Annotated in this window: 12 protein-coding genes and 1 tRNA gene; 9 read left to right on the top strand and 4 right to left on the bottom strand. The window is 57.7% G+C overall.

Going from position 1 to position 15542, the window contains the following annotated elements; genetic code table 11:
- Positions 1-6: 6 nt before the first annotated feature.
- A complete protein-coding gene (gene lolA, locus AC3WLT_RS06390) occupies positions 7-750 on the top strand; it encodes an outer membrane lipoprotein chaperone LolA (protein ID WP_492591063.1) in 744 nt (247 codons plus the stop codon).
- 95 nt (positions 751-845) lie between these two features.
- Here the strand turns inward: lolA and AC3WLT_RS06385 are convergent, their stop codons facing one another.
- Positions 846-1766, bottom strand: coding sequence for a LysR family transcriptional regulator (locus AC3WLT_RS06385; RefSeq protein ID WP_492591062.1), 921 nt, complete (start codon positions 1764-1766; stop codon positions 846-848).
- A 159-nt stretch (positions 1767-1925) separates the two neighbouring features.
- On the opposite strand from AC3WLT_RS06385, the gene speB reads away from it, so the two are divergent.
- The 5 genes from speB (at position 1926) to AC3WLT_RS06360 (ending at position 8061) form a co-directional block, all read left to right on the top strand.
- Positions 1926-2915 (top strand): agmatinase, encoded by a 990-nt coding sequence (gene speB / locus AC3WLT_RS06380; protein ID WP_492591061.1) that lies wholly within the window; start codon positions 1926-1928, stop codon positions 2913-2915.
- 366 nt (positions 2916-3281) lie between these two features.
- The gene (locus AC3WLT_RS06375) at positions 3282-4595 is read left to right on the top strand and encodes a replication-associated recombination protein A (protein WP_492591060.1); all 1314 of its coding nucleotides are present in this window, start codon (positions 3282-3284) and stop codon (positions 4593-4595) included.
- A 135-nt stretch (positions 4596-4730) separates the two neighbouring features.
- Positions 4731-6026 carry a serine--tRNA ligase gene (serS, locus tag AC3WLT_RS06370; RefSeq protein WP_492591059.1) on the top strand — a complete coding sequence of 432 codons (1296 nt, stop codon included), beginning with the start codon at positions 4731-4733 and terminating at the stop codon, positions 6024-6026.
- A gap of 166 nt (positions 6027-6192) precedes the next feature.
- Positions 6193-6282: transfer RNA gene (locus tag AC3WLT_RS06365), tRNA-Ser, on the top strand.
- Between the two features lie 165 nt (positions 6283-6447).
- Positions 6448-8061 (top strand): esterase/lipase family protein, encoded by a 1614-nt coding sequence (locus tag AC3WLT_RS06360; protein WP_492591058.1) that lies wholly within the window; start codon positions 6448-6450, stop codon positions 8059-8061.
- 32 nt (positions 8062-8093) lie between these two features.
- Here AC3WLT_RS06360 and AC3WLT_RS06355 read toward each other — a convergent pair whose 3' ends face one another.
- From AC3WLT_RS06355 to AC3WLT_RS06345, 3 genes are all read right to left on the bottom strand, one after another.
- On the bottom strand, positions 8094-8951 hold the full coding sequence (locus AC3WLT_RS06355) for a reverse transcriptase family protein (RefSeq protein ID WP_492591057.1): 858 nt from the start codon (positions 8949-8951) through the stop codon (positions 8094-8096).
- A 497-nt stretch (positions 8952-9448) separates the two neighbouring features.
- Complete coding sequence (locus tag AC3WLT_RS06350; protein WP_492591056.1) at positions 9449-10669, bottom strand: hypothetical protein; 1221 nt, start codon at positions 10667-10669, stop codon at positions 9449-9451.
- A 32-nt stretch (positions 10670-10701) separates the two neighbouring features.
- A complete protein-coding gene (locus AC3WLT_RS06345) occupies positions 10702-11304 on the bottom strand; it encodes a recombinase family protein (protein WP_492591055.1) in 603 nt (200 codons plus the stop codon).
- A gap of 316 nt (positions 11305-11620) precedes the next feature.
- Here AC3WLT_RS06345 and AC3WLT_RS06340 point away from each other — a divergent pair, with 316 nt between their 5' ends.
- The 3 genes from AC3WLT_RS06340 to AC3WLT_RS06330 all read left to right on the top strand — a co-directional run bounded on the left by AC3WLT_RS06340 (position 11621) and on the right by AC3WLT_RS06330 (position 15277).
- The gene (locus AC3WLT_RS06340; protein WP_492591054.1) at positions 11621-12628 is read left to right on the top strand and encodes a P63C domain-containing protein; all 1008 of its coding nucleotides are present in this window, start codon (positions 11621-11623) and stop codon (positions 12626-12628) included.
- Between the two features lie 103 nt (positions 12629-12731).
- On the top strand, positions 12732-13556 hold the full coding sequence (locus AC3WLT_RS06335; RefSeq protein ID WP_492591053.1) for a hypothetical protein: 825 nt from the start codon (positions 12732-12734) through the stop codon (positions 13554-13556).
- Between the two features lie 314 nt (positions 13557-13870).
- Positions 13871-15277: a DUF6602 domain-containing protein gene (locus AC3WLT_RS06330; protein ID WP_492591052.1), complete on the top strand. Its 1407-nt coding sequence runs from the start codon at positions 13871-13873 to the stop codon at positions 15275-15277.
- The last annotated feature ends 265 nt before the right edge of the window (positions 15278-15542 follow it).

Here is a 15542-nt window from a genome sequence, read left to right as displayed (position 1 = left end):
AACTACATGCAGCCATTCGCGCAGCAGCACGCTCGACAGCGTGTCCAGTCCAGCCGTTTCGGCCAACTCGCTCGTACGATCGTGCGTGGCGTCGGCAGTGTGGCGATCGGCGCGTCGATGCTGGTCGCGTCGCAGGCATTCGCGAGCGGCACCGAGCAATTGAAGGCGTTCGTCGCGCAAGTCCACTCGGCGCGCGGCACCTTTGTGCAGCAGGAAGTGCGTGCGCCGAGCAAGGCGCAGCAGGGCGCAAGCGGTGCGAGCGGCGTATTGTCGACGGGCGGCGGCAAGAGCGGCACGTCGAGCGGTACCTTCACGTTCGCGCGTCCCGGCAAGTTCATCTGGCAATACGAGAAGCCGTATGCGCAACTGCTGCAAGCCGACGGCGACAAGCTCTACGTGTACGACAAGGATCTGAATCAGGTCACGGTGCGCAGCCTTGGCGGCGCGCTCGGCGCGAGCCCGGCCGCGATCCTGTTCGGCAGCAACGATCTGGACAAGAACTTCACGCTGCGCGATGCGGGCGTGAAGGCCGGCATCGATTGGCTCGAACTCACGCCGAAGGCAAAAGACACGCAATTCCAGCGCGTCGGCATTGGCTTCAAGGACGGCAATCTCGAAGCGATGGAATTGCACGACGTGTTCGGCAACGTCACATTGCTGACGTTCTCCAACATTCAGAAGAACCCGCCGTTGCCGGCGGATGCGTTCAAGTTCACGGTGCCGAAGGGCGCGGACGTGATCCACGGATAACCCGCACACCTGGCTACGCAATGAAAAAAACCGCGCATCCAATGCGCGGTTTTTTTGTTCGCGGCATGTGCTGCGCAGTACCCGGTGCAGTACTGTTACTCATCCACTTCCAGCGCCTGAACCGGATGAGCGGCTTTCATATCGTCGATAAACGCCTCGACGATATCCGTGCGATGCTGCCGGGCCCGCGTGACCATATGAAACGCGACGCGGTAACGCATCTTTGCCGGGTTCAACGCGGCGAGCAAACCTTGCTTGACGAACGGCGCCGCAAAATGCCCCGGCAAATAGCCGAGATGATGGCCTGACAACACCAGCATCGCGACCGCTTCCATGTTGTCCGCGACGGCGGTGACGTTCTGCGGCGTGGTCGAACTCTCTGCCTCGGGCAACGGATAACTGCGCCACGCCCATTCGTGAGCCGCGGCTTCAGCGGGCGACACCTCACCGGCCGAAGTGAACAAAGGATGCCCTTTCGCGCAATACGCGAACTGATCTTCGGCGAACACTTCGGTGTATTCGAGCGACGGCACGCGGTGCCAGAAATAGCCGATGCCGATCTGAATCCGGCCATTGAGCAACAGCTCTTCCAGCTCGCCCGGCGAGCGCACCAGAATCGAAAACCGCACCGACTGATCGCGCCCGCGAAACCGGCCGATCGCGTCGCTGATGCGCGCGCTCGCCGATACGGGCGTGTGGCCGATCATACCGATATCGAGCGTGCCGACCAGCTTGCGGCCGACATTGCGCGCCTGCATGCCGAAGGTATCGACCGCGGACAACAGTGTGCGGGCCGCGTCGATGAACTGCTCGCCGCGCGCGGTCAGGCTGAAGCCGCCGCGGCCGCGCTCACAGAGCCGGTAGCCAAGACGCGTTTCCAGCGTGGCGAGCTGTGTGCTGATGGTCGACTGGCCGATGTTGAGCGTCGCCTGGGCCGGCGAGACGCCGCCGGCGTCGACGATGGCAAGGAAGACGCGGATCAGGCGCAGGTCGAGATCGGTGAGTTGGGAGAACATACATCGGGATACATCGTTAAGGATCGATGTTAAGTTTATTCTGTTCGTATTTTAACTTCGCGAAAACTGCTCAAGAATCGAGATTCGCCCGGCAAGGTGCTTTTCCCTCAGCCGGTTGCACCCTATTGGCTTAGTGCCCCTTTTCATTGCCGAGACACGATGAATACTTCCTCCTTCATTTCCCCCGAAGCCGGCGAACGGCCGCAACCGCTGTCCGGCAACGCGATGCCCCGCTGCGGCGGCATCGCGACGATGATGCGGCTGCCGAACGTCGGCTCGGCCGAAGGGCTCGACGCCTGTTTCGTCGGCGTGCCGTTCGATCTCGGCACCTCGAACCGCACCGGCGCGCGCTTCGGGCCGCGCCAGATCCGCAGCGAATCGGTGCTGCTGCGCCCGTACAACATGGCCACGCGCGCCGCGCCGTTCGATTCGCTGCGCGTGGCCGATATCGGCGACGTCGCGATCAATCCGTACAACCTGCACGATTCGATCAAGCGCATCGAAACCGCGTACGACGAAATCCTCCAGCACGATTGCAAGCCGATCACCCTGGGCGGCGACCACACGATCGCGCTGCCGATCCTGCGCGCGATTCATCGCAAGCACGGCAAGGTCGGTCTGATTCACGTCGACGCGCACGCGGACGTCAACGACACGATGATGGGCGAGAAGATCGCGCATGGCACGCCGTTTCGCCGCGCGGTGGAAGAGGGTTTGCTGGATTGCGACCGCGTCGTGCAGATCGGTCTGCGCGGCACCGGCTACGCCGCGGAAGATTTCGACTGGTGCCGCGATCAGGGCTTCGAAGTCGTGCAGGTCGAGGCGTGCTGGAACCAGTCGCTGGTGCCGTTGATGGCGCGCGTGCGCGAACGGATGGGCGACGCTCCGGTGTACATCACGTTCGATATCGACGGGATCGATCCGGCGTTCGCGCCGGGTACGGGCACGCCGGAAATCGCCGGTTTGACGGTGCCGCAGGCGCTGGAAATCATTCGCGGCTCGCACGGGCTGAACATCGTCGGCTGCGATCTGGTCGAGGTGGCGCCGCCGTATGATCCGTTCGGCACGACCGCGTTGCTCGGCGCGAATCTCGCCTTCGAATTGCTGTGCGTGTTGCCGGGTGTCGAGTATCGCGCCTCTACGCGTTGAACTGACGAACGTTGATGCTGCGTGAAAGGAAAAGGCCTGCAAATTCAGGCCTTTTCTGTTTGTCGTGGTGAGTTTGGAAACCTAAGCGTATGCAGTCTTTCGAGCCGATACGAACGCCAGATAACACACCGCGCCGATCGCAAGTGCGGGCAGCGTTGCAGACGTTGCTTCTGATGTTGTCTGATTTTTTAGCTGGATTTGCCGCGCAAACGCGGCAGCCCGATCCGCGCGTCCGTCGCCCGGGCGCCGTCACTGTCATAATGCGGGACGTTGCCCGCACCTTTGCGTGCCGGCTTTGCTCATCCGGCAGCACGCCGCCTTCATACGGACAGCGTCCGGAAAAGCCGAGATTATCCCCAAAACGTCATGTTTGAAGAAACCCGTGCCAATGTTCCGCTCGCCGAACGCCTGCGGCCCCGCAATATCGACGAAGTGATCGGCCAGACGCACCTGCTCGGCCCGAACAAGCCGCTGCGGGTCGCATTCGAATCCGGCGAAGCCCATTCGATGATCCTCTGGGGCCCGCCCGGCGTCGGCAAGACCACGCTCGCGCGGCTCATGGCCGACGCGTTTCACGCTGAGTTCATCGCGTTGTCCGCGGTGCTTTCCGGCGTGAAGGATATCCGCGAAGCCGTCGAGACCGCGCAGATTCATCGCGCGAACGGGCATCAGACGCTGGTGTTCGTCGACGAAGTGCATCGCTTCAACAAGAGTCAGCAAGACGCGTTCTTGCCGCACGTCGAGTCGGGGCTGTTCGTGTTCGTCGGCGCGACGACCGAGAATCCGTCGTTCGAGGTGAATAGCGCGTTGCTTTCGCGAGCCGCGGTCTACGTGCTGAAAAGCCTCACCGACGAAGAGCAGCGTGAACTGCTCGAGCGCGCGCAGAAAGAACTCGGCGGCCTCACGTTCACCGACGAAGCGCGCGACGCGCTGATCGGTTCCGCCGACGGCGACGGCCGCAAGCTGCTCAATAACCTCGAAATCGTTGCGCGCGCGGCCTCACAGCAGAAGACCACGGAAATCGACGGCGCTTTGCTCGGCAGCGCGCTCGCGGAGAATCTGCGCCGCTTCGACAAAGGCGGCGACGCATTCTACGACCAGATCAGCGCGCTGCATAAATCGGTGCGCGGCAGCAGCCCGGATGGCGCGCTGTACTGGTTCTGCCGGATGCTCGACGGCGGCGCGGACCCGCGTTATCTCGCGCGACGCATCGTGCGGATGGCGTGGGAAGACATCGGCTTGGCCGATCCGCGCGCGGCCCGTATCGCGCTCGATGCCGCCGAAACCTACGAGCGCCTCGGCACGCCCGAAGGCGAATTGGCGCTGGCGCAGGCGATCATCTACCTGGCGGTCGCGCCGAAGTCGAACGCCGGGTACAACGCATACAACGAGGCGCGCCGTTTCGTCAGCAAGGACCAGTCGCGCAGCGTGCCGGTGCATCTGCGCAACGCGCCGACCAAGCTGATGAAGGAACTCGGCTACGGTCACGAATACCGCTATGCGCATGACGAACCGGATGCGTATGCGGCCGGCGAAACCTATCTGCCGGACAACATGCGCGACCCGCATTGGTACGAGCCGACGCCGCGCGGTCTCGAAGGCAAGATCGGCGACAAGATGGCGCGTCTGGCCGAACTGGACGCGCGGTGGCGCAGCGAGAACAAGCCTAAAAAGGGCTGACCGAGGGCTGAGCGTTTGCGCGGCGCGTTCCGCGGCCGCGGCCGCATTCCGCGCGCCTTGCCCATCTAACGTACCGGCCGCCCGCGCCGGTGCGCTAAAATCCCACCTTCATACAACGAACACCCGCCCCATCTCATGCTCGACATTCAGCTGCTGCGCAAAGACCTCGACGGCGTCGCGAAGCGCCTCGCCGACCGCGGCTATACCCTCGACGTGGCGGCGTTCACCGCGCTCGAAGCGGAACGCCGCGACACCCAGACCCGTACCGAAGAAATGCAGGCGCGCCGCAACAGCCTGTCGAAGCAGATCGGCGCGATGAAAGGGCGGGGCGAGGATACTTCGGCGGTGATGGCTGAAGTGGGCGGCCTCGGCGACGCGATGAAGGCATCGGCGGCTCAGCTCGACGATATCCAGAAGCGTCTGTCCGACCTGCTGCTCGGCGTGCCGAACCTGCCGCACGAAAGCGTGCCGGCGGGCAAGGACGAAGTCGACAACGTCGAAGTGCGCCGCTGGGGCACGCCGCGTCAGTTCGACTTCGAGGTGAAGGATCACGTCGATGTCGGCACGCCGCTCGGCCTCGACTTCGAGACCGGCGCAAAGCTCTCGGGCGCGCGCTTCACGATGCTGCGCGGACAGATTGCGCGGCTGCACCGTGCGCTCGCGCAGTTCATGATCGACACGCATACGCAGCAGCACGGCTACACCGAGATTTACACGCCGTACATCGTGAATCCGGAGATTCTGTACGGCACCGGCCAACTGCCGAAATTTGCCGACGACATGTTCCGCGTCGAGAAGGGCGGTGGCGAGAACACGGTCACGCAGTATCTGATTTCGACGTCGGAAATTTCGCTGACGAACACGGTGCGCGACAGCATCGTCGAAGCGAGCGCGCTGCCGATCAAGCTGACCGCGCATTCGCCGTGCTTCCGCTCGGAAGCGGGCTCGTATGGCCGCGACACGCGCGGCATGATCCGCCAGCATCAGTTCGACAAGGTCGAGATGGTGCAGATCGTCGCGCCGGAAACGTCGTATGACGCGCTCGAGCAGATGGTCGGCCATGCAGAGACGATCTTGCAGAAGCTCGAGTTGCCGTACCGCGTGATTACGCTGTGCACGGGCGACATGGGTTTCTCGGCTTCCAAGACCTATGACCTGGAGGTTTGGCTGCCCGCGCAGAATACCTATCGCGAGATTTCGAGCTGCTCGAATACGGAGTCGTTCCAGGCGCGCCGGATGCAGGCGCGTTATCGCAATGCGCAAGGCAAGCCGGAGCTGGTGCATACGCTGAACGGCTCGGGTCTCGCTGTTGGCCGGACGCTGGTCGCGGTGCTGGAGAACTTCCAGAACGCGGATGGCTCGGTCACGGTGCCGGCGGCGCTGCGGCCTTATCTGGGCGGCGTGGAACGGCTGGAAGTCGCGGCAGGCTGAAACTGCTACTGCGTTGGTTCGATTGACGGGCCTCTTTGAAGATTTTTTGTCAGAGGGGCTTGGAAATCGAATTCAGCTGTTCTATAATCTTTCTCTCCCAAGCAACGACCCGCTTGGATCTGACGAAACAGCCTCGCTGTTGTGAGTTTTGTGAGTTGGAAAACCCGGAAAGGTGGCAGAGTGGTCGAATGCGCTGGACTCGAAATCCAGTGTACCTTTAGGGGTACCGTGAGTTCGAATCTCACCCTTTCCGCCAAAATTCTTCAAAAAGCCCCGTAGATTCAATGATCTACGGGGCTTTTTGTATTTTGACTTACAATTCGACTATCAAACGCAAAGTCGCGGGATATGATCGCGCAACTCTGGTTCCCATCAGCTAAATCGTTGCGATGGCCGTGCTTCGGGCGTAAGGAAAACAAGAATGGCAGACCTTAGACGCATCCACGAATCGAAATCGGAAGAGCGTCTCCACGTAATTTTCGTTCATGGACTTAATGGCCACGCGGAAGAGACGTGGATGCATAACAAGAAGGACCATACGACACTCTGGCCACGTTGGGTGGGAGAGGATGTTGATTGTTCTATATGGGTGCTGGGGTATGACGCCAAGGCATCAGGATGGTCTGGCGGGGCAATGCCGCTATTGAGGCAGGGTACTTCTGTTCTCGACCGCATAACCAGTGAGCCAAGGCTAGCCGGTCAGCGATTGGTGCTAGTTGGGCACAGCCTTGGTGGTTTGGTAATCAAATCGGTAATCGTCAATGCTGAGACGCATGGTGTTCAGCCGAATCAGGATTTTTTGAGGCAAATCGCTGGCGTGGTGTTTGTCGCAACGCCTCATCTGGGCTCGGATATTGCCAATGCGGTGACGGCGGTGAGCCCGTTTAAGCGCCTCTTCCAGATCAACGACCAGGTAAGCGATCTCCAGGCGCGGAGCGTGCACTTGAGCCAACTGAACTATCAGTTTCGTGCCGCCCAAGCGAAATATCGTTTTCAGGTCCGGAGCTTTTACGAAACCCAACCCGTCTGCTTTCCTAGGTGGTATAGGTTCATTCCGCGGCTACCCGTTACGATGGTTGTGCTGCCCGAGAGTGCCGAGCCTCATGTGCCTTCAACCGTGGCAATTCCCCTTGCTGCAGATCACTTCAGCATCGCCAAGCCTGAGAACAGATCTGCGCAGATACACGTCTCGCTGAAGAAATTTCTTGCTGATGTGGTGAATTCCCAGTTGGTTGATGAAATGTCGCACGGAGGCTCGGACGGGCGATTTGTCGGCGATGTGAAAGGGGAGGTTGAACCGAGCGTTGAGTCTGAGACTGGCCACGCTTCAAAGGGAATTCCTGCCGGGGCGCTGGTCAAGCAACCTCGAATGACGCAGTTGGCTATTGGGGAATATGGCCTACACAGCGAGCAAGGAGGCTTTGCGGCGACGGCTTTCGTAGTAACTGATTCGCCATCGTCCTTGATCGACGAAATTTCTTCTTGGCGTGATATGGTCGCGTGCGACCCATTGGCTCCAAAGTCGTTGCGGGAGTCGGCGTCGGGAATGGATTTGCGCACGCTCTTCCTTCAGCCGGGCGCTCGCACCAAGCTAATGAGCAGGCTCGCTGTTACGCCATTCTCTGGTTACGTCTACTATGCGAGTGTCGATTCTCTGTCAAGCATAGGCGACGTCGAACGAGCATTTTATGAGGAGCCGCTCGTTCACAGGATGAGCAAAAAGACCGAGGCGATTGAAAAAGTCTGGCTTGGGCGCGAGGAGCATCAGCTCGCCGCGGTGAGTCAAGCTAGAGCTTCTGTCTTGAATAGCTTCGGGAGGACAGTATTGGCGCAGCCAATTTTGTCCGGTGCCGACAAAAGAGGCGCTTTTCTTGTCGAGTTGGCTAATCTCGTAGCCTTTTCCGTCGCGCATTATTTGGCGGAGCGGCCGAATTCGGGCGATACGACACTCTTCGAGCATGTGCGCACCCGCATCAGATTTGCGCAAAACGTGCTAACTGGAGAGAAACACAAGCGGGACGAAAATCCGCTTTAGCGTGCCGGTAGGCGAGGATGAGTTGGTTGCAATTAGCTTGCTAGTCCCTTGAGCCGTTGTCTCTCATTTTCCGAATCGATGCGTTCACCGGTCGCCCATTGGTCGAGCCAAGTGCTTGCTAACTGCGGTTCGATCGATTTTGCAAACCGGAGCATTCCCCAAAGCTCGTTAGCATTGCGGGCGACGGGGCGCCTACAATGGCGTGCGAAATGCTTCCGGATGCCATTCCTCTCGATGTAATGCATTACGAGGCGCAAGCGTGCTTTTAGGCGCTTAGGAAGATGCGGTTGCGCAGTATCAGCAACTGTCAGTCCGGTTACATATTGGCGATGGCCTTTCTGCTGAAGATAGCAGCGGCCGTCACGTATTACGAATCCGTGTCGAGTGATTATGGCGGCAACCGAGTCGCTACTTGGCGTCTGGTTCCCGGAGAAAGTCAGATCATCAGCATATCTCGTGTACTTTGCGCCAACTGACTGGGCGAGTGAAATCATGTCGGCATCGAGAGATCGGCAAACCAAATTTGCGAGGATCGGACTGCATCTAGTGCCCTGCCTGAGGAGGCCATCGATGGTGCATGCTTTCGCAATGAGGGAAGCCATCGCCGGTGCGGCGCCGACGGCGATTAAATTCTGTGCGATTTGATCAGTTGTTATGGAGTCAAAGAAATCACTAATATCTGCGTGTAGTAACTGATTGGCGCCGAGGTGATGCTCTGCATTAGTTCGAATGGATCTTTTCTTTATATATCCCTGAACGTGCTCCCCAAAATCCACCGAATTTAGGACGATCATTGCCACGCCGCGATGTAGTTGTGACAACCACTCTTCGTCCGCCCAAAACGCGGTTCTGTATTGGCCTCGCCGTTTGTGACCTTTTTTGGAGATCATTAGAACGGTGTATGCATCAATTTGTCTCGGCGCATTCGCGTATGCGTCGATGTGACTAGCGGGTACGCCAACAGCTCGCGCTAGATCGTCAATTTCGCTTAGTTCGAAAAGGCGAGACTGCGTCATATTTGGGGCAACGATGGATGGATATAGAAGGTTCTCGAGGGAACGGACAGCGGAATCGCGTCCACGGATGTAACCGGAGAGTGTCAACCACCGTTGCCGAGACGGAGATTATCATAGAAATCGGCTCCACATGGCGCGCCAAAGTTCCGCGCTGCGACAAAGGCTATTTTTTACCCTCCTTGTTTCCTTGCGGCGGCACATGCGGTTTATGGTCCAGAGCTGTCAATGACTTTGGTAATCAATCGTCCGATTTCTTGCCGCCCGGAACGTTGGCCATCCAGTGGCAATCAATTGTATGCACACGAGATGATTGCCATCAGGATTGATTTCCCCGTTTAATTACCACACGGGAGACGGTGGCTCGGACGCTCCTACCCGGGTAGCGCAGACTGCGTTCGAAGCCACGAGATCAAGGCGACCCGAACTAACATCATCGCGTCTGCCTGAAGAGCCCACTCGCGGGCTTGCCTGGGGTCTAAGATCACTGACAGTGACATGTCACCCATGAACAACATGCCGCCGTGAGTTAGCTTGTTCCGCACGACGTATAACTCGTTTCGAGCGCTCTCAAAGACAGGTTGCTTCGGTGCGTGACGGTCCATAAATTCCACGAATCTTGATGTCACTGACCTGGATAGAGGACGACCACATGCCGCGCAAGCAGGTCCGCCGTGTTCAGCAGGCAGTAGCGTCTCGATTGCACTAATCAGTGCAATGTACGCGGCGGAAACCGACGAGGCGACGGAACTGCTCCCCTGATAGAACCAGAACATTGAGCGAGTAAATTTTTTTCGGACATCGACGGGGAGCGCAAAGAACTTGTGCGCAAGTTCTATCGTGTCGGTCGCCGCTTCGAGGCCACGTCCTGACGGAATCCCAAGCTGATAGTAGTACTCATCCGGCGGGGTTTTCTTCAGTGAGAACAAGTGGTCAGTGTTTGAAAAGCTCGGCAACTGTCCCGCAAAGCCATCTACAAGGTAGCCACGTTGGAGTAGCTCGCTGGTAAAGGCCGGATGCTTTCCAGTTGAGCTCGGCCGAATCACCCACGTTGAACCATCGCCAAGCGACGGATGTACACCAAACTCCAACAACAGGTTTAGGAGCAGCCCAACCTCCATTTGCCTGGCATGTCGGCGTGACGCGTTAAGCCACGTCACGCTGCTCTCGCGGAAAGAAAACTGACAGACAAAGGGATTATCCGCAGCGAGAAAGCGGGGCTTTGGTGCGCTCGATGGCGGTGGCACCATTTGAAAGCAATCATCGATGCGAATGTAGCCTTCCACTGGAAGCCGAGAGAACATGAAGACTTGTGCGATTGCAGGCCTCACCGGCGCGCTAAGCTCATTCTTGATCCGATTCTCGAGTTGGGAAAGCTGCTCTTCATCGATGCGGCCAATGATCGCGGCTAGTTGAGCTTTCTTGTAGAGCAGCTTAATTTCCCAATCAGCGTTATCACCCTGGGCGTAGATAACTTCATCGCCGTGAACGTGGCATTTCGGGAAAGACTCATTGATGCAATGGACTAGCTCGGCGTCATCGTATTGGCTAACACCCAAACGCTGGCTTATATCAAGTTGTCTGCGATTCGACATGTGAAATTTTCCAAAGGGTTACGGATGCGATGTCAGGACGAGAGCAGCTCTTCCGCGCAAGCTCGCTTGACCGTCGCGGTCCCGACGCCGAACTGCTCGGCGGTTTCCCGGATGCTTGCGCCGTTCTCGACTCGCCACGTTTTGATCGCCACGTAATCGTGCGACCGCACACGGCCCTTGTATTTTCCCGCCGCTTTCGCAATCGCCACGCCGCGCCGCTGCATTTCCGCTCGGTTCTTGTAGTCCGCTTCCCCTTGTGCGGCCATGAATGCCAGGACAGCGTCGCGCATAGCCTTCTGAATCGGGTCTTCCTCCCGTCCGTCGAACCACATGCCGTTGAGCGTGCACTCAACGCGCACACCCTGTTCCATGAGTCGGCGCATCGTTCGATGCAGTTCATCGTACCGGCGGCTGATGCGATCCAGCCAGCGAACGATCAGTACGCCGCCGTGCCGAAGATCATGCTCGGCCCTGCGCCACTGCTCGCGGTCTTCTGGCGCGACGTGGTAACCGCTGACGCCCTCGTCGATGAATACGTCCTTCTCGTGTACACCGTGCTGTCTGGCGTCCTCGTATTGGCTTGCAGACGACTGCCCGTCCGTGGTGGAAATCCGCCCGTAATAGAGTTTTCGCATGGCCGCTCACATGGATCATTTGGATTGATGGATCAATTCTACCATGTGGCTCAACACCGGTTAACTCTATTGATCCATTCCGGGTTATCGCAAGCCATGGCTCGCTACGGTGTACCCAAATGAGCCAGCGAACTACCCCTGTCGATGATCTCGCGACGCGCGTGTGCGATTGCCCGGGGCGGTACGCAAAAATCCCGACGAATCGGCCCGCAGCGCCATACCTTCGCATTGGCACAATGCAAGCATGAAGAAAAACCGCTTTGCATGCTTGCAAAATAGGTGCTATAAATGCAAGCATCTAAAACAGGATGCAAGCATGCGCGAATCGAAAGCCATTGGCGGAGCTGCCCGAGCGAAGGCGCTTAGTCCGGAAGTGCGCAGCGCCATCGCGAAAAAAGCGGCGCTGGCACGTTGGGGAGAAAGTTTACCGAAGGCGACGCATGGTTCTCCCGACAAACCAGTCCGGATAGGTGACATAGAAATCCCTTGTTACGTGCTTCCGGACGAAACGCGCGTGTTATCGCAAAGCGGTCTGTACGCCGCACTCGGGATATCGAAGGGCGGAGGTCGAGGTGGCGAGCGAAAAATTACCGCCTTGATGGACCGAATAGAGCGTAACGGGGTGCAAATCGATGATTTGGTCAAGCGCGCAAGCTCTACCATACGCTTTGTCCCGCCACATGGTGGAAACCCCGCAGACGGCTACGAAGCAACGATCCTCCCGGACATATGTTCCGCGCTTATAAAGGCCGACCAGAAGGGTGTTCTCGACTCTCGATACAAATACTTGGCTGAGCGCGCGGCGATCCTGCAGCACGGTTTTGCGACATTGGGGATTATCGGGTTGGTGGACGAAGCCACCGGATACCAGAATGTACGTGCTCGCGACGCCCTACAGGCTTTCCTAGACAAGTTTTTGCGCCGAGAACTTGCCGCATGGGTCAAAACGTTTCCTGATGAGTTTTTCGAGCAACTGTTCCGACTGAAGCGTTGGCAGTGGAAGGGGACCTCGCGACGCCCGGGGGTGGTCGGACATTACATTAACGATCTTATCTATGACCGGCTCGGCCCGGGGGTGCTAGACGAGCTCCAGCGGCGTAACCCAGTTGATGCGAATGGGCGTCGAAAGGCAAAGCACTTCCAGTGGCTTACGGAGGACATCGGAAATCCCGCGCTCGCGCAACATATGTACGCGACGATTGGTTTTATGCGCTCCCATGACGATTGGGAGGCTTTCAAGACCCATTTCAGTCGAGCCTTTCCGAAACGAGGCGAAAATCTTTCGTTGGCGCTGGACTATCAACCAGACACGAAGCGTCCATGACGGAAGTACCCCCTGCGTCGTACGATAGTTTAGCGAGACTGATGTTCGAAATTAAGAAACAGCGACCCTTTTGCGTCGCGGCTCACTGCGGGCACTGATCCATATGCATGCGTATTATTCTCTTCGCACCGGAAGCAACCCGAATCCCAGCGGCCTCCCGCTTGCAGATGTAATTGATCTGTTTACGCGGGTTTTCGGTCTGCTTAGGCAAGACGGATACTTTGATGAAGCATTCGGATTCACCTGTGTTGACGCTGGGGACGTCGATGGAAAAGTACGGGACGTCGGCCTCGAGATATTGCTGAATGTCCGAAAGAAGGGATTGTGGCCCATCGAGGAGGCAGCACCGATGTACAAGGAAGATGACCTATTCGACATGATCGAATTTCTCTTCCAGTACGTCTCAAAACCAGTCGATGGAACGATGCATTCGTATGCTGACTGCGGGATGCATTGGGAGACCTTTAACAAGCGAGATGGCCAACAGGCCTTGCGCGAAAAAATCAATGCTGTACTGTCCCACTATGAAAAGCGGTTTGCGCTTTCTGCGAATGGTCAGGTCCTGCACGAACCGGAAGCAGGATTTGAACCCATCTTTAATGCCGATATTCCGTCTGACGATGCAAACGTCTCGGGCCGCGTGGCCGCGGCAACGTTGCAGTATCGGAGACATGGCGCAACGATCGCTGACCGCCGTCAGGCAGTTCGTGAGTTGGCTGACGTGCTGGAATACTTGCGGCCCAAGATGAAGGAATTGATCACGTCGAAGGACGAGGCTGATTTGTTTAACATTGCGAACAACTTTGGAGTAAGGCATCACAATGAAAAGCAAAAAACCGGTTATGACGCATCGCTCTGGTTAAGCTGGATGTTTTACTACTATCTGTCGACCATACATGTGGTTCTTCGAAAGATGCGGCAGGAGTAGCGGAGCTCAGTCGCAACCACCATGCGGCAAGCATTACCTCCTGTATAGCCGCTGCCGACCGTGGCAACGACGCGGACGTCACTAGTCTGGGCGGCGACACCCATCAGCGGGCGAGCTAAGGAATACACCGCGTCACACCCGACGAAATTGAAAGTAGCCCAGCGCGATTAAACGCGCATGGTTTTGCCAGCGACTAAGCGACGCCGGTTTGCAAGCGCACACTACCCCCTGCCCGACCCGGAACGGTCAGCGATTCAAGGCGATCCTCCGTTGGAATGCGACGAACCATTGATACTGGATCGCGGTCGCCGACAATGGTCCTGTATATTATCGGCCGACGATTTGCGCGTAATCATAACTTCACCGAAGAGGATTCTTTGACACCTGAGATTCCATTGCCGACCGCTCGATCGCTCGACGAGTCATGGTGCCGTATGGACGTGCCGTGGGACAGTTTGGAGAGGCTGTGCTGTGAGCGCTCCGATGGCAAATGTTTCGAAATGAGCGATCCCCGAGGTGGGCGCGCTCTGGTCGAACGAAAACATCTGTTTCCTATCCCATTCGGACTATCCGCTAGGAAAAAGTGGGGCAAACTGCTCCAAATAGCCGTTCACGTCAGAGACTTGGCGCATTCGATCATTCGCGCAAGGCAAGGAGCGGCAACTCCCTCAGAATTACTCGCAGCGCTCCGCAAAGATCCACGCCTCTCGTTCTTGGACGAAGGATTGCTAGAGTCGCTTTTGAAGGCGGCGGTCGCGAATGGCTCTTTTGAGGTACAGGTTGGGGCACTCGGTTCGGTCAAGATCGAATTGTCTCAGGATGGACAGGATCATGAGAGCGTGCGGACATTTGCAGCGAGCTTCGGAGACGAACTGACTGCTCTCAGCAATCGAGTTGCGTCGATTATTCGGCATGGTCCTAGTATTGGTACCTATAGAGAGCTTTTGCTTCAGGAACTGTTGCGCAATCACTTGCCTGCTCGGTATCACATAGCGACCGGCTTCATCTTCGGATGTTCACGTCAGCTAGACGTGTTGATCTATGACCAGCAGGATTTCGCACCGGTATTTCGTCAAGGCTCCATGGTGGTGGTTCCGCTTGAATCAGTTCGCGCGGTGATAGAAGTGAAGTCTCGTCTAACTAAGAAGACGCTTCGAGACTCACTGCAGTTGCTAAACGATGTTCCAGACACGCACGTGTTCGGGTCCGGGCCGCCGATGTTTAAAGGCATATTCGCCTTCGAGAGCACCATGCGGGATGACCAGTTGCGCACCGAGGTGGCGGCGTACTATAACCCCACTAAGGAAAACGAAATTTTGGAATTCCCCGAAATCCAATTTCCATATTCGCACCTGACGTCACTATGCGTGCATGAATCTGCATATCTTCTCACCGCATATCGGCGAAATAGTTCGGACCAGGTGCAACCAATCGTGCGATCTGTTGAAAGTCTGACCGATCTTGCACCGCAATCCGGCCTGTTCTGGACACATCTGCGCGCCTACCTGCGAAGCACTCCGATCACTGGACTCAGCTTCGATTTCGAACGAATTCTCGGCGCGGACATTCATGTCAACGGCGATACGCCCATCGCACCGTGTGACTGGGGCCCCTACAGCCTGCACGAAGTCCTATGTGATGATGAGACCGAGACTCGTGTATTCGAGGCGGAGCGTTTAGTCGAGCGCGTCGAACACTGGTTGGCTGGCGAGGCATGGTAAAACAATCTGCAATAATCGATCGTCTCCAAAGTGGTCGCCTGCCAGAGACCGCTCCTGGCCAAACCCTACCCGATGTGCCGCACGCGTGAACTCCTAGGCCGCGCATCGCGCGTAAGACCATGGCCGACCCACAAAGGACACACAGATGTCTACATAGCGGCCGCTCGACGTACCTTGCCGCTTGCAATGGCTAATATCCAACCATGCGCTCATGGCAGGCATGATGCCGCCGGATAATCTGCTCCTGCCCGGACTCTCCGCAGAT

The sequence above is a fragment of the Paraburkholderia sp. FW306-2-2C-D06C genome, from assembly GCF_058781505.1.
The sequence above is the reverse complement of the archived record's forward strand: the minus strand, read 5'-3'. Positions and strand labels throughout refer to the sequence as shown.